We start from the raw sequence: 24,767 nt of genomic DNA on the forward strand, positions 1-24,767 counted from the left end.
GAGCGTGGCGTTGTCAACGTCGGCGACGAGCTTGAAATCGTCGGCATCCGCGACACCAAGAAAACCACCTGTACCGGCGTTGAAATGTTCCGCAAGCTGCTGGATCGTGGTGAGGCTGGCGACAACGTTGGCGTTCTGCTGCGCGGGATCGACCGTGAGGGTGTTGAGCGTGGCCAGGTTCTGTGCAAGCCGAAGTCGGTCAACCCGCACACCAAGTTCGAAGCCGAAGCCTATATCCTGACCAAGGATGAGGGTGGCCGTCACACGCCGTTCTTCGCGAACTATCGCCCGCAGTTCTACTTCCGGACCACGGATGTGACCGGCACCGTCGAGCTGCCCGAGGGCACCGAGATGGTCATGCCCGGTGACAACCTGAAGTTCACCGTCGAACTGATCGCCCCGATCGCCATGGAAGACGGCCTCCGCTTCGCCATCCGCGAAGGCGGTCGTACCGTCGGCGCCGGCGTCGTCTCAAAGATCATCGAGTAAGCACGCAGAACGTGGGTTTCACCCACCCTACGGAATTCTGAGAGGGCGCCAGTGATGGCGCCCTTTTTTAATGTAAGCCCCGCAGGCTCAAGAGGTGCCTGGTGATGTTGTCGGGCTGAGCGACACTAAAATCAGCCAGCTTTTTGACCGTGGGTTTGTGCAAAGCTCGCGCTCGGCCGCCCGCCTGACGGCCTGAGGTGAAAGGCGCATCGCAGGGCGTTGGAAAAATTTCTGATTCAGCGTGGAGAAATAGAGCAACAGCGCTTGATTCCTGGTCAAAGGTGGCTTAATCCGGCGCAGTGATAGGGGTATAGCTCAGTTGGTAGAGCGACGGTCTCCAAAACCGTAGGTCTGGAGTTCGAGTCTCCATGCCCCTGCCATTTCCTTTCAGACCGGTGAAGCTGTGCAGGTGTCTGGCGTGTGTGACCCCGCGCGACGGGGCCGACAGGCGTCTGTTCGAACCGGCAGATATCGGCGGTGTCGGGGATAGGTCCGACCTGCAAGGATTGCCAGGCAATCACGGTCGGTGGCGTGATGAACAGCCGGACACGCCTAATACAATTTTGACAAAAAAGTGACTAAAATTGGAACGTCTTGGTTCCGCCGCAGGTCCGCCATCTTTTTGCCTCAATTGTGCCGCATCATGACCTTTAATCGACTTGTGTCCTTTCTGACGAAAGCACGAGCGATCCGCGTGGGGGCGTGGAAGAGTGAGAGAAAGCTGCTATGACAACGCAATCGCCGGGGGGCGCTAACCCGCAATCGTATTTACCGCATGTTGGATCCGAATTTGAAGGCCACGCGCCTGCTGATGCTGCGTCTACGGAAGAGGCGGTTGAAAATGCCATGGCGACGATCCGCGAGATCCTGAGCGAAGACCGCCGCGCCACAAGTCGCCGGAGTTTGCCTGATCTGGCACCCGAGGGCCTTGCATCACATCTTGTTGCGCGTCCCAAGCGTGGCCCCAAAAAAGCCAAAAAGGCGACAGCCGAGCCTGGCAAACCGGCGCGCCTCGGTGACCGGGTTGCGCGTCTCAAAGCCTTGCGACCCAAGCCGCGCCATGCGTTCTGGCTGGCGGCCTTTGCCGTGGTATGGGTGTGGCCGATGTTTGTGTTGGCAATTCTGTTTGTCGGCTTCTGGCTTGTGGTTCTTGGCGCGGCGGTGTTTGGGCTGGAGCGGATGAAAGACCTGCGTGACAAGGCGCTCGACGCGGCTCCCAAATCCTGGAGAATTCTGCGTGACTGGCCGCCGCTGACCCTGCGCCGGGAGCCGGAACCCGACCCGTTTGAGCACCGTCCCGATCCGTTTGACCGGATCAACCCCGAGCCGCAGTAAAGCGGTCCGTTCAAGACCTGTGCCAAGGGCAGGGGGGCGACGGCCCTTCTGCCCTTGAATTCATGCGCCAGCCCGCGTATGTCGCGCTCAACAGGTATATCAGAGAAGACAGCGCAGATGGCACGCACGAATCCGCTTCAGTTTATTCAACAGGTCCGCTCGGAAGTGGCCAAGGTGATTTGGCCCACACGCCGCGAGGTTCTGCTGACCACGGTCATGGTCTTTATCATGGCCACGGTCACGGCGATCTTTTTCGCGCTGGTCGATCTGACCATTCGCGGTGGTCTTCAGGCCGTGCTGAACATGTTTGGCTAGGGCGGCATAAAATCGCGGACGGACCCTTGAAATTGCGGACAATCAAAGGTAGTTGACGGCACACTTCTGGAGATGGCGCGCGGCGATTCGGGTTGCGCGCCGATTTTTGTTCCGGAAAGTGCAGGTTGAACGCCTGAGAGAATACAGATTTCCGGCGAAATGCCGGTCAGAATAAAAGGCATAGGTCGAAGATGGCAAAGCGGTGGTACTCGGTCAGTGTTCTTTCGAATTTCGAAAAGAAGATCGCCGAGCAAATCAGAACATCTGTCGTCGAGAGCGGTCTTGAGGATGAGATCGAAGAGGTGCTTGTGCCCACCGAAGAGGTGATCGAGATTCGCCGTGGCAAGAAAGTGACCGCCGAGCGTCGCTTTATGCCGGGCTATGTTCTGGTGCGCATGGAAATGTCTGACGCGGGCTATCACCTGATCAACTCGATCAACCGCGTCACCGGGTTTCTTGGCCCGCAGGGGCGCCCGATGCCGATGCGCGATGCCGAGGTGAACGCGATCCTGAACCGCGTGCAAGAGGGCGAAGACAGCCCGCGCACCCTGATCCATTTCGAGATCGGCGAAAAGGTCAAGGTCAACGACGGGCCGTTCGAGGATTTCGACGGCATGGTCGAGGAAGTGGACGAAGACAACCAGCGCCTCAAGGTGTCGGTGTCGATCTTTGGCCGGGAAACCCCGGTCGAGCTGGAATTCACACAGGTCACGAAACAGGCCTGATGATGTGAGAGGTGGGAGGCGAGGCTGCCGCGGCATCCGGACCGGACCACACAACGAAGAACCCGAGGGGCGCGCCCTGACGGTGTTGGAAACAAAGGAGAGGCCAGATGGCCAAGAAACTCGTTGGCAAGATGAAGCTGCAGGTGAAAGCCGGGCAAGCTAACCCAAGCCCGCCCGTGGGCCCTGCGCTCGGTCAGCGCGGCATCAACATCATGGAATTCTGCAAGGCGTTCAACGCCAAGACCGCAGACCTTGAGCCCGGTGCCCCCTGTCCGACCGTGATTTCCTATTATCAGGACAAATCGTTCGAGATGGAAATCAAGACGCCGCCCGCGTCCTACTATCTTAAAAAAGCCGCCAAGCTGCCGTCGGGGTCGAAAACCCCTGGCCGTGCCACCGCCGGTTATGTCTCGACCAAGCAGGTCAAGGAAATCGCTGAAGCGAAGTGGAAAGACCTGAACGCGAACGACGTCGAAGCCGCGATGAAAATCATCCTCGGCTCTGCGCGTTCCATGGGCATCGAGGTGAAGTAAGATGGCAAAACTTGGAAAACGTACCCGCGCCGTTCGTGAAGCTTTCGCTGGCAAGGACAACCTGAGCGTTGAAGACGCCGTTGCCCTGGTCAAGGGGAATGCAACCGCGAAATTCGACGAAACCGTTGAAATCTCGATGAACCTCGGTGTTGATCCGCGTCACGCCGATCAGATGGTCCGCGGCGTTGTCGGTTTGCCCAACGGCACCGGCAAAAACGTTCGCGTCGCCGTGTTCGCCCGTGGCCCCAAGGCCGAAGAAGCGCAGGCCGCCGGTGCCGATATCGTTGGTGCCGAAGACCTGATGGAAATTGTGCAAGGCGGCAAGATCGACTTTGACCGCTGTATTGCTACCCCCGACATGATGCCCGTCGTGGGCCGTCTGGGTAAGGTGCTTGGGCCCCGCAACCTGATGCCGAACCCCAAGGTGGGTACGGTGACCATGGATGTGGCGCAGGCCGTGAAAAACGCCAAAGGCGGCGAAGTTCAGTTCAAGGCTGAAAAGGCCGGGGTTGTGCATGCCGGTATCGGCAAAGCCTCGTTTGACGAAGGCAAGCTTGCCGAGAACGTTCGCGCCTTTGTTGTGGCCGTGCAAAAGGCCCGTCCGGCCGGCGCGAAAGGCACCTATGTCAAGAAGATCTCGATTTCTTCGACGATGGGTGCAGGCGTGTCCGTCGACGTCAACAGCGCGGTTGTTGAATAAGAATTTGCACCCGGGTCTGTGATCCGGGGGCGAATGGCAGGGCCCTGTTTTTGGCCCTGTCCTGTCCGAGACGGAGGGTTGCCGCAGCCGCGGTTCATAATTCCTTCCTGAGATGGGGAACGAGATAAGATTTCAAACGAGGGCAGCCGCCTTCGGGTGATTTTGGCCTTGGGACCCGTGTTTTGGACCCGAACGCTGTCCTTCGGGGCGGCAAAAATGAGCCGGGGGGAGACCCCCAAATTTGGAGTGAAACTGTGGATAGAGCCCAGAAAGAGAAAGTGGTCGAGGAACTCGGCCAGATCTTTGAAAGCTCTGGCGTTGTAGTGGTTGCCCACTACACGGGTCTTACAGTTGCCGAAATGCAAGATCTGCGTGCCCGCGCCCGTGCGGCAGAGGCATCAGTTCGTGTAGCAAAGAACAGGCTCGCCAAAATCGCCCTTGAGGGCAAGCCGTGCGCAAGCATTGCTGACTACCTCTCGGGTATGACCGTTCTAACCTTCTCCGAGGACCCCGTGGCAGCAGCCAAGGTGGCCGAGGACTTCGCCAAAGATAACAAAAAGTTTGAGATCCTTGGCGGGGCAATGGGTGAGAACGCTCTGGACCGTGCTGGTGTTGAAGCCACGTCGAAACTGCCGTCGCGCGATGAACTTATCGCGACGATTGCTGGCATGATCGGCGCACCTGCTTCGAACATCGCGGGGGCCATTGGCGCACCTGCTTCGAATATCGCGAGCATTCTTTCGACCGTCGAAGAGAAGGCCGAAGCCGCGTAAGGTAACTGTAATATCCGCGTAGGGGTTGATTACCCAACGTTGGAACACATCTAGAAAACGGAAAGAGTCACAAATGGCTGATCTGAAAAAACTTGCAGAAGAGATCGTTGGTCTGACGCTTCTCGAAGCACAAGAACTGAAAACCATCCTCAAAGACGAGTACGGCATTGAGCCCGCAGCCGGTGGCGCGGTCATGATGGCCGGCCCGGCTGGCGATGCTGGCGCGTCTGCTGAAGAGCAAACCGAATTTGACGTGATCCTGAAATCGGCCGGCGCGTCGAAGATCAACGTCATCAAAGAGGTTCGCTCGATCACCGGTCTTGGTCTGAAAGAAGCCAAGGATCTGGTGGAAGCAGGCGGCAAAGCCGTCAAAGAGCAAGTCTCGAAAGACGAAGCAGAAGAGATCAAGGGCAAGCTGGAAGCAGCTGGCGCCGAAGTCGAACTGAAGTAATCGTCGCCGGGGCAACCCGGAGCGTTATCAAGGCTGGGTCCGGTATTCCGGGCCCGGCCAAACCTGTCTCAGAGAGGCCCTGCGATGCTCGGGGCTTTTCTAAGGCAAGGTTTATATGATCGGGAGGCCGTCTTGGGACGATGGCCGTGAATGGATCAAACCAGGCCCTCTCGTATGGCCGCGGTGCTGGAGCCCGACAGCGCGCGCGACCGGTGAGAAATGAAAGGTGACTTCGACCATGGCTCAGACCTACCTCGGCCAGAAACGTTTGCGCAAATATTACGGCAAGATCCGTGAAGTGCTTGAAATGCCGAACCTCATCGAGGTTCAGAAATCCTCGTATGATCTGTTTTTGAAATCAGGCGATGAGCCCCTGCCGATGGACGGCGAGGGGATCAAAGGCGTTTTCCAGTCGGTCTTTCCGATCAAGGATTTCAACGAAACCAGCGTGCTGGAGTTCGTAAGCTACGATCTTGAAAAGCCGAAATATGACGTTGAGGAATGCATGCAGCGTGACATGACCTACAGCGCCCCGCTGAAGGTCAAACTGCGGCTGATCGTGTTTGATGTGGACGAAGATACCGGCGCGAAATCCGTCAAGGATATCAAGGAACAAGACGTGTTCATGGGCGATATGCCCCTGATGACGCCGAACGGCACCTTTGTCGTGAACGGCACCGAGCGGGTGATTGTCTCTCAGATGCATCGCAGCCCGGGCGTGTTCTTTGATCACGACAAGGGCAAGACCCATTCGTCGGGCAAACTGTTGTTCACCTGCCGGATCATTCCCTATCGCGGCTCCTGGCTCGACTTTGAGTTTGACGCCAAGGATATCGTCTTTTCGCGCATCGACCGTCGCCGCAAACTGCCGGTGACGACGCTGCTTTACGCGCTTGGTCTTGACCAAGAGGCGATCATGGACGCCTATTACGATACCGTCGATTTCAAGCTGAAGAAGAAAAAGGGCTGGGTCACCAAGTTCTTTCCCGAGCGTGTGCGCGGCACCCGCCCGACCTATGATCTTGTCGATGCCGAATCCGGCGAAGTGATTGCCGAAGCAGGCAAGAAAGTCACCCCGCGCGCGGTCAAGAAACTGATCGACGAGGGTAATGTCACCGAGCTTCTGGTGCCGTTCGAGCATATCGTCGGCAAGTTCGTGGCGCGTGACATCATCAACGAGGAAACCGGCGCCATCTATGTCGAGGCGGGCGATGAGCTTACGCTTGAATACGACAAAGAGGGCGAAGTGACCGGCGGCAGCCTTCAGGAATTGCTGGATGCGGGCGTGACCGATATCCCGGTGCTGGATATCGACAACATCAACGTTGGTCCCTACATCCGCAACACCATGGCCGCCGACAAGAACATGAACCGCTCAAGCGCGCTCATGGATATCTACCGGGTGATGCGTCCGGGCGAGCCGCCCACCGAAGAGGCCTCGGCGGCGTTGTTTGAAACGCTGTTCTTTGACTCCGAGCGCTATGACCTTTCGGCCGTTGGTCGGGTCAAGATGAACATGCGCCTCGCGCTCGACAAGCCCGACACACAGCGCACGCTAGACCGCGACGATATCGTGGCCTGCATCAAGGCGCTGGTCGAACTGCGCGACGGGCGCGGCGACATCGACGATATCGACCACCTTGGCAACCGCCGGGTGCGCTCGGTTGGCGAATTGATGGAGAACCAGTATCGCGTCGGCCTTCTGCGGATGGAGCGCGCGATCAAAGAGCGGATGTCGTCGGTCGAGATCGATACGGTGATGCCGCAGGACCTGATCAACGCCAAGCCGGCCGCAGCCGCAGTGCGTGAATTCTTCGGCTCAAGCCAGCTGTCGCAGTTCATGGACCAGACCAACCCGCTTTCGGAAGTCACCCACAAACGCCGTCTTTCGGCGCTTGGGCCGGGTGGTCTTACACGCGAACGCGCGGGCTTTGAGGTGCGCGACGTGCACCCGACCCACTATGGGCGGATGTGCCCGATTGAGACGCCGGAAGGCCCGAACATCGGTCTGATCAACAGCCTTGCCACCTTTGCGCGGGTCAACAAGTACGGCTTTATCGAAACGCCTTATCGCAAGGTGGTTGACGGCCAGGTGACGGATGATGTGCAGTACATGTCCGCCACCGAGGAAATGCGCCACACCGTGGCGCAGGCCAACGCCAACCTCGATGAAGGCGGCAAATTCGTCAACGATCTGGTCAGCACGCGTCAGTCGGGCGAATACATGCTCGCGCCGCGCGAAAGCGTTGACCTTATCGACGTCAGCCCGAAACAGTTGGTCTCGGTTGCGGCCTCGCTTATTCCGTTCCTGGAAAATGATGACGCCAACCGCGCCCTCATGGGCTCGAACATGCAACGTCAGGCGGTTCCGACCCTGCGTGCCGAGGCCCCGCTTGTGGGCACCGGGATTGAGGGTGTGGTTGCGCGCGATTCAGGCGCGGCCATCATGGCGCGTCGCGGCGGTGTCATCGACCAGGTCGATGCACAGCGGATCGTGATCCGGGCCACCTCCGATCTCGAAATCGGCGATCCGGGCGTTGATATCTACCGGATGCGCAAATTCCAGCGTTCGAACCAGAACTCCTGCATCAACCAGCAACCGCTGGTGAAGGTGGGCGATCTGGTGACCAAAGGCGAAGTGATCGCCGATGGTCCCTGTACCGATATGGGCGAGCTGGCGCTTGGCAAGAACGTGATCACCGCCTTCATGCCGTGGAACGGTTACAACTACGAAGATTCGATCCTGATCTCGGAACGCATCGTGCGCGATGACGTGTTCACCTCGATCCATATCGAAGAATTCGAAGTGGCCGCACGCGATACCAAGCTTGGGCCGGAAGAAATCACCCGCGACATTCCCAACGTCGGTGAAGAAGCGCTGCGCAACCTCGACGAGGCCGGCATCGTTTATATCGGCGCCGATGTGGAGCCGGGCGATATCCTTGTCGGTAAGATCACCCCCAAAGGTGAATCGCCGATGACACCGGAAGAAAAGTTGCTACGGGCGATCTTTGGCGAAAAGGCCTCGGATGTGCGTGACACAAGCCTGCGCGTCAAGCCGGGCGATTTCGGCACGGTCGTCGAGGTGCGCGTCTTTAACCGCCATGGTGTGGAAAAAGACGAACGCGCGCTTCAGATCGAGCGTGAAGAAGTCGAACGTCTGGCGCGTGACCGTGACGACGAGCTGGCGATTCTTGATCGCAACATCTATGCCCGTCTCAAGTCGCTGGTGCTTGGCAAAGTGGCGGTCAAAGGCCCCAAGGGGGTCAAGGCCAACTCGGACATCACCGAGGATCTGCTGGCGATGCTGACCAGGGGTCAGTGGTGGCAGCTGGCGCTGAAAGACGAGAAAGACGCCCAGATTGTCGAGGCGCTGCACGAACAGTATGAGGCGCAAAAGCGCACGCTGGACGCGCGGTTCGAGGACAAGGTCGAAAAGGTACGCCGGGGCGACGATCTTCCGCCGGGTGTGATGAAGATGGTCAAGGTCTTCATCGCGGTGAAGCGCAAGCTTCAGCCGGGCGACAAGATGGCCGGTCGGCACGGCAACAAAGGTGTTGTGTCCAAGGTGATCCCGATCGAGGACATGCCGTTCCTTGCGGATGGCACGACGGTGGATATCTGTCTTAACCCGCTCGGCGTTCCCAGCCGGATGAACGTGGGTCAGATCCTTGAGTGTCATATGGGCTGGGCGGCGCGTTCGCTTGGTCTGAAAATCGACGAGTCGCTTCAGGAATATCGCCGCTCTGGCGACATGACCCCGGTGCGCGACGCGATGCGGATCGCCTATGGCGACGATGTCTATGACGAAGGCATTGCCGAGATGGACGAAAAGACCCTGGTGGATGCCGCCGGCACCGTGACACGCGGTGTGCCGATTGCAACGCCGGTGTTCGACGGCGCCAAAGAGCATGACGTGAACGATGCGCTGAAACGCGCGGGCTTTGACGAAAGTGGTCAGTCGGTGCTGTTTGATGGCCGCTCGGGTGAGCAGTTTGCGCGTCCGGTCACGGTGGGCATCAAATATCTGCTCAAGCTGCATCACCTGGTCGATGACAAGATCCACGCGCGTTCGACAGGGCCCTACAGCCTTGTCACCCAACAACCGTTGGGCGGCAAAGCGCAGTTCGGTGGCCAGCGTTTCGGGGAAATGGAGGTCTGGGCTCTGGAAGCTTATGGCGCCGCCTATACCCTGCAGGAAATGCTGACCGTGAAGTCGGATGACGTGGCAGGCCGTACCAAGGTCTATGAATCGATCGTCAAGGGCGAGGACAATTTCGAGGCCGGTATCCCGGAATCGTTCAACGTTCTGGTCAAAGAGGTCCGGGGCCTTGGCCTCAACATGGAACTCCTGGATGCGGAGGAAGATGAGTAAGCGCCACGCGCCGGACCCTTTTAAAGGGTCCGGTCCGTTTTCTTTTCAAGAAAACGGCGTTGCCCCTCCCTTCACCGCCAGCCTCTAAGGATTTGAAAATGAACCAGGAACTGACAAACAACCCGTTCAACCCGGTGGCACCGACCAAGGTGTTCGATGAAATCAAGGTCAGCCTTGCCAGCCCGGAGCGTATTCTGAGCTGGTCTTATGGCGAGATCAAAAAGCCGGAAACCATCAACTATCGGACCTTCAAGCCCGAGCGTGATGGCCTGTTCTGCGCGCGCATCTTTGGCCCGATCAAGGATTACGAATGCCTCTGCGGCAAATACAAGCGCATGAAATATCGCGGCGTTGTCTGCGAAAAATGCGGTGTCGAGGTGACGCTTCAAAAGGTGCGCCGCGAGCGTATGGGCCATATCGAACTGGCCGCGCCCTGCGCCCATATCTGGTTTCTGAAATCGCTGCCGTCGCGGATCGGTCTCATGCTCGACATGACCCTGCGCGATCTTGAGCGTGTGCTTTATTTTGAGAACTATGTCGTCATCGAGCCCGGCCTGACCGACCTTACCTATGGTCAGATGCTGAGCGAAGAAGAGTTCATGGATGCTCAGGATGCCTATGGCATGGACGCCTTCACCGCCAATATCGGCGCCGAAGCGATCCGTGAAATGCTTCAGAACATCGACCTTGAGGCCGAGGCCGAGCGTCTGCGCGCGGACCTGAAAGAGGCCACGGGCGAGCTGAAGCCCAAGAAGATCATCAAGCGTCTGAAAGTCGTGGAATCCTTCCTTGAATCCGGCAACCGCCCGGAATGGATGGTGATGACGGTCATTCCGGTCATTCCGCCAGAGCTGCGCCCGCTGGTGCCGCTGGACGGGGGGCGTTTCGCCACGTCTGACCTCAACGATCTTTACCGCCGGGTGATCAACCGCAACAACCGCCTCAAGCGGCTGATCGAGCTGCGTGCGCCCGACATCATCGTGCGCAACGAAAAGCGGATGTTGCAGGAATCTGTCGATGCTCTGTTTGACAACGGTCGTCGTGGCCGGGTGATCACCGGCGCCAACAAGCGCCCGCTGAAATCGCTCTCGGATATGCTCAAGGGCAAACAGGGCCGTTTCCGCCAGAACCTTTTGGGCAAGCGCGTCGACTTTTCTGGTCGCTCAGTCATTGTGACCGGTCCCGAGCTCAAGCTGCATCAATGCGGCCTGCCCAAGAAGATGGCGCTCGAATTGTTCAAGCCGTTCATCTATTCGCGGCTTGAGGCCAAGGGCCTCAGTTCGACCGTCAAGCAGGCCAAAAAGCTTGTTGAAAAGGAACGTCCCGAGGTTTGGGATATTCTCGATGAGGTGATCCGCGAGCATCCGGTGATGCTCAACCGGGCGCCGACCTTGCACCGTCTTGGCATTCAGGCGTTCGAGCCGGTTCTGATCGAGGGTAAGGCGATTCAGCTTCACCCGCTGGTCTGTGCCGCTTTCAACGCCGACTTTGACGGTGACCAGATGGCGGTTCACGTGCCTCTCTCGCTGGAAGCCCAGCTTGAAGCGCGCGTCTTGATGATGTCGACCAACAACGTTCTGTCGCCCGCCAACGGCGCGCCGATCATCGTTCCCTCTCAGGATATGATCCTTGGCCTTTATTATGTCACGCTGATGCGCGAAGGCATGAAGGGTGAGGGTATGGTATTTTCGTCAATCGAAGAGGTTCAGCATGCGCTGGATTCCGGCGAAGTGCACCTGCACTCGCGCGTCACCGCGCGTGTTCCGCAGATTGATGCCGAGGGCAACGAGGTGATCATTCGCGTCGAGACCACGCCGGGCCGTGTGCGTCTTGGCGCGCTTTTGCCGCAAAACGCCAAGGCGCCGTTCAGCCTTGTGAACCGCCTGTTGCGCAAGAAAGAAGTGCAGCAGGTCATTGACACCGTGTACCGGTATTGTGGCCAGAAAGAGAGTGTCATTTTCTGCGATCAGATCATGACACTCGGGTTCCGCGAAGCGTTCAAGGCCGGGATTTCCTTTGGCAAGGACGACATGGTGATCCCCGATACCAAATGGACCATCGTCGAGGAAACCCGTGGTCAGGTAAAAGGCTTCGAGCAGCAGTATATGGACGGTCTGATCACCCAGGGCGAGAAGTACAACAAAGTTGTCGATGCCTGGTCGAAATGTAACGATCAGGTCACCGATGCGATGATGGGCTCGATCTCGGCCGAGCGCACAGACGAAAACGGCGCCGTGATGGAGCCGAACTCGGTCTATATGATGGCGCACTCTGGTGCGCGTGGCTCGGTGACGCAGATGAAACAGCTTGGCGGTATGCGTGGCCTGATGGCCAAGCCGAACGGCGATATCATCGAGACACCGATCATCTCGAACTTCAAGGAAGGTCTGACCGTTCTTGAATACTTCAACTCGACCCACGGCGCGCGCAAGGGTCTGTCTGACACGGCTCTGAAAACGGCCAACTCGGGCTATCTGACGCGTCGTCTGGTGGACGTTGCGCAAGACTGTATCGTGCGTCAGCATGATTGCGGAACCGAGCGCGCGGTGACGGTTGAAGCGGCTGTCAATGACGGTGAGATCGTGGCCTCGCTGGCCGAACGTGTGCTGGGCCGTGTCGCGGCCGAGGATATCGTTGACCCGATCAGCGATGCGGTTTTGATCGCCACCGGTCAGCTTATCGACGAACGCATGGCCGACATGCTTGAAGAGGCTGCGGTGCAAACCGTGCGTCTGCGCTCGCCGCTAACCTGTGAGGCCGAGGATGGCGTTTGCGCCATGTGCTATGGTCGCGACCTTGCGCGTGGTACGATGGTCAATATCGGCGAGGCCGTGGGCATCATCGCGGCCCAGTCGATCGGTGAGCCGGGCACACAGCTTACGATGCGGACCTTCCACATCGGCGGCGTTGCCCAGGGCGGCCAACAGTCGTTCCTGGAAGCCAGCCAGGAGGGTACGATCACCTATGATCAGCCTCAGACTCTGGTCAACTCGAACGGTGAAACCCTCGTGATGGGCCGGAACATGAAGTTGCGGATCATCGGCGAGAAGGGTGTTGAACTGGCCAGCCACAAGGTTGGCTACGGGACGCGCCTGTTCGTCGAAGAGGGCGGCAAGGTTGTCCGTGGTCAGAAACTGTTCGAATGGGACCCCTACACCCTGCCGATCCTGGCCGAGAAATCCGGGACCGCGAAGTTTGTCGATCTCGTCAGCGGCGTCGCCGTGCGTGATGTGACCGATGATGCGACCGGCATGACCCAGAAGATCGTGACCGACTGGCGCGCGGCCCCCAAGGGCAACGAGCTCAAGCCTGAGGTGTTTATCATCGGTGCCGATGGCGAGCCGATGCGCAACGATGCGGGTAACCCGGTGACCTACCCGATGTCGGTCGATGCCATTCTCGCGGTCGAAGAAGGCCAGGAGGTGCAAGCCGGTGACGTGATCGCGCGAATCCCGCGTGAAGGTGGCAAAACCAAGGACATCACCGGTGGTCTGCCGCGTGTGGCCGAACTCTTTGAGGCGCGTCGCCCCAAGGATCACGCCATCATCGCGGAAATCGACGGCTATGTCCGCTATGGTCGCGACTATAAGAACAAACGTCGCATCACCATCGAACCTGCGGACGAGACCATGGAGCCGGTGGAATACATGGTGCCCAAGGGCAAGCACATTCCGGTTCAGGAAGGTGATTTTGTCCAGAAGGGTGATTACATCATGGACGGCAACCCCGCGCCGCATGACATCCTTGGGATCATGGGTGTCGAGGCGCTGGCGAACTATATGATCGACGAGGTGCAAGAGGTCTATCGCCTGCAAGGCGTGAAGATCAACGACAAGCACATCGAAGTCATCGTGCGCCAGATGTTGCAGAAATGGGAAATCCAGGACAGCGGCGATACCACGCTTCTGAAGGGCGAGCATGTCGATAAGGCCGAGTTTGACGAAGCCAACGACAAGGCGATCTCGAAGGGCGGGCGCCCGGCACAGGGCGAGCCGATCCTTCTTGGGATCACCAAGGCCAGCCTGCAAACCCGCAGCTTCATCTCTGCGGCGTCGTTCCAGGAAACCACCCGCGTGCTGACCGAGGCATCGGTTCAGGGCAAGCGTGACAAACTAGTCGGTCTCAAGGAGAACGTCATTGTTGGTCGCCTAATCCCGGCGGGCACCGGTGGCGCCACCCAGGAGATGCGCCGCATCGCCACCGCACGCGACAGCGTCGTGATCGAGGCCCGTCAGGAAGAGGCTGCCGCTGCGGCCGCTCTTGCCGCGCCGGTGGTGGAAGATGATGTCGTTGGCGGTGACGAATTCGACAACCTGGTGGAAACGCCAGAAAGCCGCGACGAATAATAACGGTGGTCTGACACAGCGAAAGGGCCCTGCCAGCGATGGCGGGGCCCTTTTTTTCGTGTGCGGTGTCTTTGATTTGGCTGCTGTCGGATTTTGAGTATTTTTACCAAGAAGAAGCCTATGGGCCATGTCATGCAGGGCCGGTTTTGGCCAGATCTTTGAGCGGGATGTGACAGCGGATGGCGTGGCCGTCCGCAGCCTTTTGCCAGGGCGGTATGTCGGTGTCGCAGATGCTGCCGCATTTGACGGGGCAGCGCCGCTGAAACGGACAGCCACGCGCGGGCGGTGAAAGGTCCGTGGCGTCTTCAGCCAGCAATCTCGGGGCATGATCGGGATCGGGTTCAAGCACCGCATTGAGCAGCACCTCGGTATAGGGATGCGATGGCGCGGCGTAGACCGCCGCCGAAGCACCGATTTCGCACAGGCGCCCCTGATAGAGCACCGCCACGCGATCCGACAGGGCGCGCACGACGGTCAGGTCGTGGCTGACAAAGATGAACGTCGTCTGATGGCGCGCCTTGAGGTCATTGAGAAGCTCAAGCACCGCCGCCTGAACCGAGACATCAAGCGCTGAGGTGATTTCATCGCAGAGCACGATGTCGGGGGTGGCGGCAAAGGCACGGGCGATAGCGACGCGCTGTTTTTCGCCGCCAGAGAGCTGTCCGGGGCGGCGATCAAGGTAATGCGCGCCAAGGCGGACGGTTTCCAGAAGCGCGGCGGCGCGTTGGTGCCGCTCGGCCCCCTTGAGGCCAAAGTAGAGCCGCAGCGGCTGACCGAGGATATCGGCCACGGTCTGGCGCGGGTTGAGGCTTTCGTCGGGGTTCTGGAACACCATCTGAATGCGGCGAAGCTGCTCCGGGCGGCGCTGTTCGACGCGCGGGGTGAGGGCGGTGCCATCGCCAAGGGTGATCGTGCCTTCGGCCGGGGGCAAGAGGCCCGCGATGGTCTTGAGGATGGTCGACTTGCCGCTGCCGGATTCCCCGACCAAACCCAGGGTTTCGCCCTGGGTGATGGTCAGGGTGATATCATCCACCGTGGCCGGGGGCCGGGGGCGCGCGGGCAAGAACCGTGCCAGGGCGCCGGGGCGGTCATAGCGGATCGCGACCCGGTTGAGGGACAGGGCCGCCGGGTTATCGGCCATGCAGCAGCTTAACGGTGCGCCGCTCCCGGTCATGTCTATGCGTGTGGTTTGCTCGGGGTAAAAACAGCGGGTTTCCTGCCCGGCCTCGCCGGTCACCATCGGGGGGCGTATGGTCCGGCACTGATCCGTGGCAAGCGCGCAGCGCGGCGCAAAGGCACAGCCGGTTCTGTCACTGCCGGGCGCGGGCGGGCGCCCCTCCAGAGCGCGCGGCAGGCTGCGGTCGCCAAGCCGCGGGATCGAGGCCAGAAGGCCCCGCGCATAGGGATGGGCCGGAGTTTTCAGCACCGCCTGCACCGGTCCCTCAAGAACGGTTTCGCCGGCATAAAGCACCTGAACCCGGTCGCACACCCGTGCGATGACGCCCAGATCGTGGCTTACGTAAACCATCGCCATGTTGCGCGTACGGGCCAAATCGCGCAGCAACTCAAGGATATGCGCCTGTGTGGTCACATCAAGGCCGGTGGTCGGCTCGTCCAGCAAAAGCGCGTCAGGCTCGCCCGCCAGGGCCATGGCGATGGCCACGCGTTGTTGTTGGCCGCCTGACAATTCATGCGGATAGCGGCGCAGGATCACCGCCGGATCGGGCAGGCGCACCTGGGTCAAAAGGTCGATGGCGCGGGCCTCATGGCCCCCGTCGGGCAGGGCGCAATGCAGGCGGAGCGCCTCGTGCAACTGGCGGCCGATGCGCAGGGTCGGGGTCAGCGCCTGTCCCGAGTTCTGCGGGATCAGGCCAAGCTGCCCGCCGCGTATCCTGGCAAGCTCGCCAGTGCTGCGCGCGAACATATCGGCGCCGTTATAGATCACTTCGCCCGATATTTTTTTTAGTCCATGTTTGAGATATCCCATCGCCGCAAGCGCCAGTGTGCTCTTGCCAGAGCCGCTTTCGCCGACGATGCCGATGCTTTCGCCGCGACACACCCGAAGGTCGATGGCGTGCAACACCGGCAGCATCGCGCCAGAGCGACCGAGAAACCCGATACTGAGGCCCTGGATATCAATCAGCGGCGGGTTGGCCATCCTAGACCACCGCCTTTCGGCCCTGATCAAGGCCAAGTGTCTTGGCCAGGGCATCGGCGCTCAGGTTGATCCCGATGATAAGCGAGGACAGGGCAATCACCGGCCCCAGAACACCCCAGGGCGCAAGCGACATATAGACCCGCGCATCCGAGATCATCAGCCCCCAATCGGGCATGGGCGGCGCCACGCCAAAGCCAAGAAAGGACAGCGCGGAAAAGCCAAGCAGCATCCAGGACCAGCGCATCGCGCCCTCGACCAAAAGCGTATCGGTGACATTTGGCAAAATCTCGCGGCGCACGATACTCAGCGGGCTGTGACCGCGCGCGCGGGCCGCCGAGATGAAATCGCGCGCGACCACCTCATGGGCGGCGGCGCGGGCCACGCGGATCACGGGAATGCCAAAGAAGAAGGCGAGCGTTGGCGTGAGCACCTCGTTACCGCTGCCAAAGACGGTGATCAGCACCAGGAGCGGCAGGATACCGGGCAGCGCCAGAAAGGCATCGACCAGGCGCATCAGGGCCTCGTCGACCCAACCGCCGCGCAGGCCAAGCAGAACCCCGAGCATGCCGCCCCAGAGCATGGCAATCGGGGTGGCGATACCGGTGACCACAAGCGCCTCGCGCCCGCCCAGAAGAACACGGGAAAAGACATCGCGGCCAAGGTGATCGGTGCCCAAAAGATGCTCTGCCGTGGGGCCGCCAAGGATCACCGCAGAGTTCATTTCCCTGTAATCATAGGGCGCGATCCAGGGGCTGATCAGGGCCATCACCAGGTGCAACACCACAAGCATCAGCCCAATGGCCCCCGAGGGCCGTGCCGCCATATCGCGCAGCGTGTCCCAAAGACGCGAGCGCCGCATCGGGGGGGCTGCGGGCGCGCTCATCCGCGGCTCATGTGATGGCTGCGCAGGCGCGGGTTAAGCACAAGGCCAAGGATATCTGCGACAAGGTTGACGCCCACATAGGTGGCCGCGACGATCATAGTGATCGCCTGCACCACCGGAAGGTCACGGTCGGAAATGGCATCAATCAACAGCCGTCCAAGGCCCGGATAATTGAACACGACCTCAACCACCACGACGCCGCCCAATAGCCAGGCCACGGTAAGCGCGATCACGTTGATGGCAGGCAAGAGGGCGTTGGGCAGGGCGTGGCGAAACACGATCTGCCAGTAGGGCACGCCTTTGAGGGTTGCCATCTGAATGTAATCGCTGGCCATCACCTCAATCACCGAAGAGCGCACCATGCGCATGATATGGGCGATCATGATCATGGTCAGAACCACCGCCGCCAGCACGAATTCAGGGAAGAAATCCAAGGGGGGCGCGTCGGCGGGGGTCAAGACAATGGCGGGCACCCAGCCAAGCCAGATCGCAAAGATCAGGATCAGGATGGTCGCTGCAACGAATTCGGGGATGGTCATGGCAAAGATTGCGCCGGCGGAAAACAGGATATCAACCCAGGTATCGCGCCAGAGACCGGCCACGACGCCCAATAGAAGCGACAAGGGAATTCCAACACTTAGCGCGCCTGCTGCCAGCAACAACGAATTGCGCACGCGGTAACCGACGATCTGGCTGATGCTGTCCTGACCATTGGCCGAGACCCCGAAGTCGCCCGTAAGGGCGGCACCGGCCCAATCGACATAGCGCGCCAGGGCGGGGGCATTGAGGCCCATATCGACCCGGCATTTCGCCAGAGCCTCACCATGGGCGTCGCGTTCAAGAACGGCGGTGCAGGCATCACCGGGAAGCGCCTCGACCCCGAGAAAGATGATCACCGAGACAAGCCAGACGGTGACAAAGCCAAGCGCCAGACGGCGGAGAAGCAGTTGGATCATTTCGGCCGGCCCCGCCTTGCAAGGATCATGGTGTCGCACTCAGAGCCTAGCGCATGCGCGCGCCCCGCGTCGAGAGGGCTTGGGGCATGGGCCGCATTAACCTTTGCGTGTTTGGAGCGTGAAGGGGAGAGCGCGTGGGTTTCACCCACCCTACGCTTTGCGGCGGATGCCGATTTTGTGGCCCACGCCCTCTGGCACCGGCAAGGTTGCGTGGGTCCCGGCCATGGCGCGCACGCGGGTCAGGATATCGTCGGGCATCGGTGCGACGCGCGGGCCCGAGAGGTCGACATGCAGGGTCATGCCTTCGCCGGTGGCGGCAAGCCAGCCGTCCTGATGGTAAAGCTCCTGAAAGCTGTGAAAGCGTTTATCGTCGTGATCAAGCAGGCGAAACGTGCTTTGCACCCGGTCCCCAAGTTTGATCTCGCGCAGGTAGCGGATGTGAAATTCGGCGGAAAAGGTGCTGTGGCCGCGCGTCTTGACATAATCCGGGCCAAAGCCCATTTCGGCAAAGGCCTCATCCGCGCAGCGATCGAACAGCACCGTGTAATAGCCCATGTTCATGTGACCGTTGAAATCAATCCAGCCCTCTTCGACGTTGTGAAAGGAGGACATGAAGGGATGTGCATCGGGCATCGGCGCGCCTTTTGGTTTGAGATCGCGCCTTGTTTACGTGAAATCTGGGTTGGTGTGCAATGGCGTGCGGGTTTGCGCCATATGTTATCCCCAAGGGCCGGTCGCGCCACTTTGCCCCTGCGCCCCGGCCATCTCGCGCAGGGCACGGATACGGTTGGCGGGATCCGGGTGGGTTGAAAACAGCCGGTCGCGGGCATGGGCATGCAGCGGGTTGACGATGAACATATGCGCCGTGGCGGGGTTGCGCTCGGCGCTCTCGTTATCAATACGTGCCGCCAGCCCCGAGATGCGTTCAAGCGCCGAGGCCAGCCAGAGCGGATTGCCGCAGATCTCGGCGCCGATGCGGTCGGCCTCGTATTCGCGGCTGCGGCTGATCGCCATCTGTACAAGGCCGGCCGCCAGCGGGGCCAGTATCATGAGCGCCAGTGTGCCGATGATACCAAGAGGGTTGTTGCGGTTATTGCCAAAGAACAGCGCGAAGTTCGCCAGCATGGAAATGGCCCCGGCAAAGGTGGCGGTGATGGTCATGATGGTGGTGTCATGGTTGCGGATATGGGCAAGCTCATGGGCCATGACGGCGGCAATCTCGGGCTCGCTCAGCCGGGTCAAAAGGCCGGTGGTGGCGGCCACGGCGGCGTTTTCAGGGTTGCGCCCTGTGGCAAAGGCGTTGGGCTGATCATTTTGCAGGATATAGACCTTTGGGCGTGGCATGCCTGCGCGATCGGCCATGTCATGCACCAACCGTTCAAGCGCCTTGCCCTCGGGGCCGCTTGCCGCGCGCGCATCATGCATGCGCAACACCGCGCGGTCCGAATTCCACCAGGTATAGGCATTCATCGCAAGCGCGATCATAAGCGCGATCATTGCGCCCCCGACGCCGCCCAGGAGCGCGCCAATTCCAAGAAAAAGCGCGGTCATCGCCGCCATCAACACCGCAGTACGCAGATATCCCATCATGGTTTCACCCTCGATTTACCTCAGCGTTATATGGGGGCTTTCAGCCGCGCGGCAAGCGGGTAGGGTAGGGGCATGATCATCTCATCCGGGCGCGGTTTCATCTTTGTGCACATCCCCAAGACCGGCGGCACATCTATGGCGCTTGCGCTTGAGGGGCGGGCGATGGCCGATGATATCCTGATCGGCGACACCCCCAAGGCGAAACGCCGCGCCGGCCGGCTCAGGGGCGCAGCTGCGACAGGGCGATTGTGGAAACATGCGACGCTGGCGGATATCGACGGGCTTGTGCCGTTAAGCATGATTCGCGAGGCTTTTACCTTTACCCTTGTGCGCAACCCGTGGGATCGCATGGTCAGCTATTATCACTGGCTGTGCGGGCAATCGTTCGACCATCCTGCGGTGCGCCTTGCCCAGAGCGTTGAATTCAGCGATTTCCTGAACGCGCCATTGACGCAAAAGGCGTGGTCGGCCAGCCCGGCGCGGTCTTACATGACGGCCTCGGACGGGGCGCATTATTGCACCTGCTATATCCGGCTTGAGCACCTCGAAGAGGATGCCGCCCCGCTTTGGGACCATCTTGGCTTTACACTTGATCTGCCACGGGCCAATCGATCGACGCGCGGCAGCACCGATTACCGCAGCTATTACAGCGATTCTGACGCCGCCTGTCTGGCGCGGCTCTCGGCCGGGGATATCGACCAGTTCGGTTATGCGTTTTAGCACCTTTCCGTGAGATTACCCGGGTTTCGTTAACCAATTTCAAATGTGTCATCGCGCTGTCGCCTTATGGGCAACGATGCCATGATCCTGCCTTTTTTCGGACTAAACCGGGTCATGATAATGGAAAGTTAGTAGATTGACGCAAGGATGAACCTGCCTGCTGCCAAGGCGCTGTTGAAATCAACATGGGACGGATGATGCTGAGTTGGATTGGCTCAAAAACGGGAAAACCGATCTGGGGAACAGCGCCGACTGGGAGGGCGCAAGACCCTGATGGTGTAATGACCGGCCTGGTATCTGGCACGCGGGTCGCCACGGCCAATGGCTGGCGCACGGTCGAGGCGCTGACCAAAGGCGATCACGTTCTGACCTTTGACAACGGGCTTCAACCGCTCAGCAATGTCAGCCGCAAGCCGCTCTGGACCGGTAGCCACGCCTGCCCGCAACGGTTTTGGCCGATTGAACTGGCCTCGGGGGCCTTGGGTAATCGTGGTGCGCTGACCATCATGCCGCATCAGGCGGTCATGCTTGAAAGCGATATGGCCGAGACGATCTGGGGCGATCCATTTGCCCTCTTGCCTGCTGCGGCGCTGGAGGGGGGCAATGGTGTGTCACGCGTGCCGCCCGCCCCGGATGCCGAGGTGACTGTTTTGCATTTCGACGAGGATCAAGTGGTGTTCGCGGAACATGGCCTTATGTTCCTGTGCCCGTCCTCGCGGGACTTGCTGGATTATGCTCTGGGACAGGAGGAAGGGCCACCCTATAGCGTGCTGCCGCTGAACGAGGCACGGCGCCTGACGATGGCGCTTGAGGGGGGGGCGGTCTTTGCGCCCAACGATGCGGTCCTCGCCTCGGTCTGAGATCTTTGACCGGCCCCCAAGCAAAACACGGCTCTGAGCGGTCTCTTTTTGATCAAATTGTGTTTCAGCACTGGTCAATCGGCGCGCCACGTCACAATGTCAGCTTTATTGACCTGTCACGTCGGAGGCCCCCATGTCACGTAGACCCATTCGCATTGCGATCAACGGTTTTGGCCGGATCGGGCGCACGCTGTTGCGCATCCTGATGCGGGACGCGGCGGATATCGAGCTTGTATTGATCAACGAGATCGAGCCGCTGGCAACCTGTGCCTATCTGTTTCAGTATGATAGCGTGTTTGGCCCCTGGCCGGGGCAGGTCGGCACCGCGGAACAGGCATTGATTGTGGATGGCCGCAATATCCCGTTTCACAGTGAATCCGATCTGCGTTCGCTTGACTTGGGCGGTGTCGATCTTGTGCTGGAATGCACCGGCATGGGCGGGCGGCGGGCGATTGCCGAACGCGGCCTTGCCGCAGGGGCCGGGGCGGTGCTGGTATCCGGGCCTTCGGCCGAGGCCGATATCACACTGGTGATGGGCGCCAACGAGACGGCGCTTGGCGATCACCGGATCATTTCGAACGCATCCTGCACCACCAACGCGCTCGCGCCGCTGCTCAAGATTCTGGATCAGAGTTTTGGCGTCGTGAGCGGCCATATGACCACCGTGCATTGCTATACCGGCAGCCAGCCGACCGTGGACAAGCCGCGCGCCGCCCCCGAGCGGAGCCGCGCCGCCGCCCTCTCGATGGTGCCCACCACCACCAGTGCGCAGCACCAGACCGATCTTGTTCTGCCCGCGATGAAGGGCCGGATCGAGGCGCGCGCGATCCGTGTGCCGACCGCCAGCGTGTCCTGCATCGACCTGACAGTGCAAACCCGCGCCGAGGTGAGTGAGGAGATGGTGAACACCTGCCTGAAAGAGGCGGCCGAGGCCCATGGCTATCTTGGCTGGACCGAACAGCCGCTGGTCTCGTCCGACCTGCGCGGGCGACCGGAATCGATCATCCTGAGCGGGCCGCAAACCTCGGTTTCGGTGGGCGGGTTGCTGCGGGTGTTTGGCTGGTATGACAATGAATGGGGGTTTTCGTGCCGGATGCTCGATATGGCCCGGCTGATCGGGCGGCGGGACTAGCGCATGTTGCTCAAAAGTAGGAACCGGTTTTGAGCTTCTCGAACATGCGAAATCAATAAGTCAGAGCGTGTTGCGGGAATTTGAATGAACGCAACATGCCCTGGACCCGCCACCCCGTTCGCTTACTTGCGCAGCACAACGTTGCCAAAGCCCATGCCGCCAAGTTTCCTGACACCAGCGTCAAGCTGTGCCTGGGTCTTGAACGGCCCGGCCAGCACCAGCGTCAGAGCCCTGCCATTGCGATTGAGCGTGCCGCGCCGCGCCGGAAGCCCGGAGCGCGCGATCTTTTGTGCGGCGGCCTTGCCTTGGCTCGCGTCGGCGAAAATTCCAGCCTGTGCATAACGGTGGCTTGCCGCGCGGGCGCCTTGTTTCGGGGCCGAGCGGGTCGAGACGGTCGCGCGCGGGGCCGTTTTCGCCGCTGGTTTGACTGCTGCGGCCTGGCGCACCGTGACCGGATCGGGCACAACACGGCCTTGGGTCGAGACGGTCACACCGGCGGCGCGCTGTTGCTCAAAACTGGTGTATGGCGGCTGGAGGCCGGGGTAATTGTGGATCACGTCCCGCCCCGAACGGCGATCAATCAGGCGGCGCGGCACGGTATTGGTCCACATCACCTGCATCTGGTCCATGCCGGCATAGGTCTGATGGGCGCGCTTGAGGTTCAGGCGATCATCTTCCCACACTGGTTTGTACCCCTCGGGCACAAAGGTGCCCTCGGCACTGCTTTTCTGGCGCGCATAGATGCGGGCGGGGGCGACGCGGGTCGCCCGCCCGGCCTGGCCTGTGGTGCGCGCGGCGCTGGTCCGGTGAACGATCCTGGGCTGAACTGCGGGCGTTGCCGTGCGATTGACATAGGTCACATGCGGGGTGGCTTGCGGGCCACAGCGCACAGGCGAGCCTTTGTGCTGCACCATATAGGCCGCCGAAACGCCGGTCGTTCCGGCGCAGGCGGTGCGCGAAGGATCGGGCGGCGCGATGATTTTGGCGCGTGCTTTGCGTGGTGTGGCCTTGGGGGCGGGGGCTTTGCGGGCCGGGACCCGCGCAACCGTCGGTGCGGGTGCGGGTTTGACCGTGCGGCGCAGGGCCTTTGGCGCGGGCGTGGGGGCCGCAACGGCGGTGCGTTTCACGACCCGTGGCGGCGTGGCTTTGGGGGTGGGCTTGGCCACAACCTGTACAGGCCTGGCCGGGGCGGGCGCGGTGGCCGCGACCTTTGCCGTGGCCGGTTTGGCGGCCGGCACCGCAGGCGGCGCGGCCTTGGCAATGCTTGGCTGAAAGCCGCAAAGCGCCTTGCGATCCCGCGTGACGCGCGGCACCCATGTCACATTCGCGCCAACCCCGGCCCGAATGAAGACACAGCCCTTGCTATCCACATATTGCCGACCCTGATAAGAGCTGGCCGGGAATTCGGCAGGTGTCGGCGCGTTGCGCAGCGATTGTGCGTTGACTTGAGCCCCCCCAAACAGGGCGGCGGCGATGGCGATCAAGGAAAGTCTCGACAGGTTCATTTTGCCCCCCGGATACAGTTGAGGGCAGATTGCCTTATTCGCGCTGTTTAGTAAACAGTTTATAGCTTATCTTGTGCCAAACATTCGGTCACCCGCATCCCCTAGTCCCGGCAGGATATAGCCCTTTTCGTTCAGGCGTTCATCTAAAGAGGCGGTCACGACCGGGACATCGGGGTGCGCCTCTTTCATGCGGGCGACGCCCTCGGGGGCGGCGAGAAGACACAGGAACCGAATGTTCGTGGCGCCAGCGTCTTTGAGCATCTGTACCGCTGCGGCAGAGGAATTGCCGGTGGCAAGCATCGGATCGACCACGATCACAAGGCGTTCGGCCAAATTCTCTGGAACTTTGAAGTAGTATTTGACCGGTTGAAGGGTCTCTTCATCCCGATACAGCCCGACAAAGCCGACCCGCGCCGACGGAATAAGTTCAAGCATGCCGTCAAGCAATCCGTTGCCCGCGCGCAGGATCGAAATCAGAGCAAGCTTGCGCCCGGCAAGCACCGGGGCATCCATTTTCTGAAGCGGGGTTTCGATCTCACGCGGTGTCATCGGAAGCTCACGGGTGACCTCATAGGCCAAAAGCTGGCTTATCTCGCGCAGAAGCTGTCGAAAGACCGCCGTCGAGGTCTCTTTTTCCCGCATCAGGGTCAGCTTGTGTTGCACGAGGGGATGATCGACGATGGTCAGATGCTGGGTCATGGGCTGTCCTTTGGGGCTGCGCGGCCATTGGGTTTGATCTGTCATTCCAGAAATCGGCGCCAAGGGCAACGTTGACGTGGCAATGCTACGCGACGGTGAAGGCCATTGCGCGCGGACGGTTGCGGGTGCAAGCTGAGACTTGAAAAATCGGCGCGCCGTGGTATTGAGCGTTCCGGAGGGGTAGTTTAATGTTAAACTACTTTGTTGAAGCGAGGGGATATC

20 protein-coding genes and 1 tRNA gene are annotated in these 24,767 nt (G+C 60.4%); 14 read left to right on the forward strand and 7 right to left on the reverse strand.

Going from position 1 to position 24,767, the window contains the following annotated elements:
• The 11 genes from BMZ91_RS18240 to rpoC form a co-directional block, all read left to right on the forward strand.
• Positions 1-489: EF-Tu C-terminal domain-related protein (locus tag BMZ91_RS18240; protein WP_245736465.1), on the forward strand; the 489-nt coding region annotated here is incomplete at its 5' end.
• A gap of 304 nt (positions 490-793) precedes the next feature.
• A tRNA-Trp gene (locus tag BMZ91_RS18245) sits at positions 794-869 on the forward strand.
• Positions 870-1,215: 346 nt separating this feature from the next.
• On the forward strand, positions 1,216-1,824 hold the full coding sequence (locus BMZ91_RS18250; RefSeq protein WP_092841893.1) for a hypothetical protein: 609 nt from the start codon (positions 1,216-1,218) through the stop codon (positions 1,822-1,824).
• A 117-nt stretch (positions 1,825-1,941) separates the two neighbouring features.
• Complete coding sequence (secE, locus tag BMZ91_RS18255; protein ID WP_092841895.1) at positions 1,942-2,139, forward strand: preprotein translocase subunit SecE; 198 nt, start codon at positions 1,942-1,944, stop codon at positions 2,137-2,139.
• 191 nt (positions 2,140-2,330) lie between these two features.
• Positions 2,331-2,864 carry a transcription termination/antitermination protein NusG gene (gene nusG / locus BMZ91_RS18260; RefSeq protein WP_092841897.1) on the forward strand — a complete coding sequence of 178 codons (534 nt, stop codon included), beginning with the start codon at positions 2,331-2,333 and terminating at the stop codon, positions 2,862-2,864.
• A 107-nt stretch (positions 2,865-2,971) separates the two neighbouring features.
• Positions 2,972-3,397: a 50S ribosomal protein L11 gene (gene rplK, locus BMZ91_RS18265; protein WP_092841899.1), complete on the forward strand. Its 426-nt coding sequence runs from the start codon at positions 2,972-2,974 to the stop codon at positions 3,395-3,397.
• Position 3,398: 1 nt separating this feature from the next.
• Positions 3,399-4,097 (forward strand): 50S ribosomal protein L1, encoded by a 699-nt coding sequence (gene rplA / locus BMZ91_RS18270; protein ID WP_092841901.1) that lies wholly within the window; start codon positions 3,399-3,401, stop codon positions 4,095-4,097.
• Positions 4,098-4,351: 254 nt separating this feature from the next.
• The gene (gene rplJ, locus BMZ91_RS18275) at positions 4,352-4,870 is read left to right on the forward strand and encodes a 50S ribosomal protein L10 (RefSeq protein WP_092841928.1); all 519 of its coding nucleotides are present in this window, start codon (positions 4,352-4,354) and stop codon (positions 4,868-4,870) included.
• Positions 4,871-4,943: 73 nt separating this feature from the next.
• A complete protein-coding gene (rplL, locus tag BMZ91_RS18280; protein ID WP_092841903.1) occupies positions 4,944-5,321 on the forward strand; it encodes a 50S ribosomal protein L7/L12 in 378 nt (125 codons plus the stop codon).
• Between the two features lie 238 nt (positions 5,322-5,559).
• Positions 5,560-9,696 carry a DNA-directed RNA polymerase subunit beta gene (gene rpoB, locus BMZ91_RS18285; protein ID WP_092841905.1) on the forward strand — a complete coding sequence of 1,379 codons (4,137 nt, stop codon included), beginning with the start codon at positions 5,560-5,562 and terminating at the stop codon, positions 9,694-9,696.
• A gap of 98 nt (positions 9,697-9,794) precedes the next feature.
• A complete protein-coding gene (gene rpoC / locus BMZ91_RS18290; protein ID WP_092841907.1) occupies positions 9,795-14,042 on the forward strand; it encodes a DNA-directed RNA polymerase subunit beta' in 4,248 nt (1,415 codons plus the stop codon).
• Positions 14,043-14,172: 130 nt separating this feature from the next.
• On the opposite strand, the gene BMZ91_RS18295 is transcribed toward rpoC, so the two are convergent.
• From BMZ91_RS18295 to htpX, 5 genes are all read right to left on the reverse strand, one after another.
• The gene (locus BMZ91_RS18295; RefSeq protein ID WP_092841909.1) at positions 14,173-16,200 is read right to left on the reverse strand and encodes an ABC transporter ATP-binding protein; all 2,028 of its coding nucleotides are present in this window, start codon (positions 16,198-16,200) and stop codon (positions 14,173-14,175) included.
• Position 16,201: 1 nt separating this feature from the next.
• Complete coding sequence (locus BMZ91_RS18300) at positions 16,202-17,083, reverse strand: ABC transporter permease (RefSeq protein WP_245736467.1); 882 nt, start codon at positions 17,081-17,083, stop codon at positions 16,202-16,204.
• Positions 17,080-18,039 carry an ABC transporter permease gene (locus BMZ91_RS18305; protein WP_092841911.1) on the reverse strand — a complete coding sequence of 320 codons (960 nt, stop codon included), beginning with the start codon at positions 18,037-18,039 and terminating at the stop codon, positions 17,080-17,082. The genes BMZ91_RS18300 and BMZ91_RS18305 overlap by 4 nt, the downstream gene beginning before the upstream one ends.
• 150 nt (positions 18,040-18,189) lie before the next feature.
• Complete coding sequence (locus tag BMZ91_RS18310) at positions 18,190-18,672, reverse strand: thioesterase family protein (protein ID WP_092841913.1); 483 nt, start codon at positions 18,670-18,672, stop codon at positions 18,190-18,192.
• 84 nt (positions 18,673-18,756) lie between these two features.
• Positions 18,757-19,626 carry a zinc metalloprotease HtpX gene (gene htpX / locus BMZ91_RS18315; RefSeq protein WP_092841932.1) on the reverse strand — a complete coding sequence of 290 codons (870 nt, stop codon included), beginning with the start codon at positions 19,624-19,626 and terminating at the stop codon, positions 18,757-18,759.
• 75 nt (positions 19,627-19,701) lie between these two features.
• Between htpX and BMZ91_RS18320 the strand changes: the two genes are divergently transcribed.
• From BMZ91_RS18320 to BMZ91_RS18330, 3 genes are all read left to right on the forward strand, one after another.
• Complete coding sequence (locus tag BMZ91_RS18320; protein WP_092841915.1) at positions 19,702-20,349, forward strand: sulfotransferase family 2 domain-containing protein; 648 nt, start codon at positions 19,702-19,704, stop codon at positions 20,347-20,349.
• Between the two features lie 281 nt (positions 20,350-20,630).
• Positions 20,631-21,209 carry a Hint domain-containing protein gene (locus BMZ91_RS18325; protein ID WP_245736468.1) on the forward strand — a complete coding sequence of 193 codons (579 nt, stop codon included), beginning with the start codon at positions 20,631-20,633 and terminating at the stop codon, positions 21,207-21,209.
• Positions 21,210-21,342: 133 nt separating this feature from the next.
• A complete protein-coding gene (locus BMZ91_RS18330) occupies positions 21,343-22,341 on the forward strand; it encodes a type I glyceraldehyde-3-phosphate dehydrogenase (protein WP_092841917.1) in 999 nt (332 codons plus the stop codon).
• Positions 22,342-22,463: 122 nt separating this feature from the next.
• Here BMZ91_RS18330 and BMZ91_RS18335 read toward each other — a convergent pair whose 3' ends face one another.
• Together BMZ91_RS18335 and upp are read right to left on the reverse strand one after the other, a co-directional pair.
• Complete coding sequence (locus tag BMZ91_RS18335) at positions 22,464-23,846, reverse strand: SPOR domain-containing protein (RefSeq protein WP_092841918.1); 1,383 nt, start codon at positions 23,844-23,846, stop codon at positions 22,464-22,466.
• A 66-nt stretch (positions 23,847-23,912) separates the two neighbouring features.
• Complete coding sequence (gene upp, locus BMZ91_RS18340; protein ID WP_092841936.1) at positions 23,913-24,545, reverse strand: uracil phosphoribosyltransferase; 633 nt, start codon at positions 24,543-24,545, stop codon at positions 23,913-23,915.
• Positions 24,546-24,767 lie beyond the last annotated feature (222 nt).

Source organism: Roseovarius lutimaris (assembly GCF_900115165.1).
Taxonomy (GTDB): Bacteria; Pseudomonadota; Alphaproteobacteria; order Rhodobacterales; family Rhodobacteraceae; genus Roseovarius; species Roseovarius lutimaris.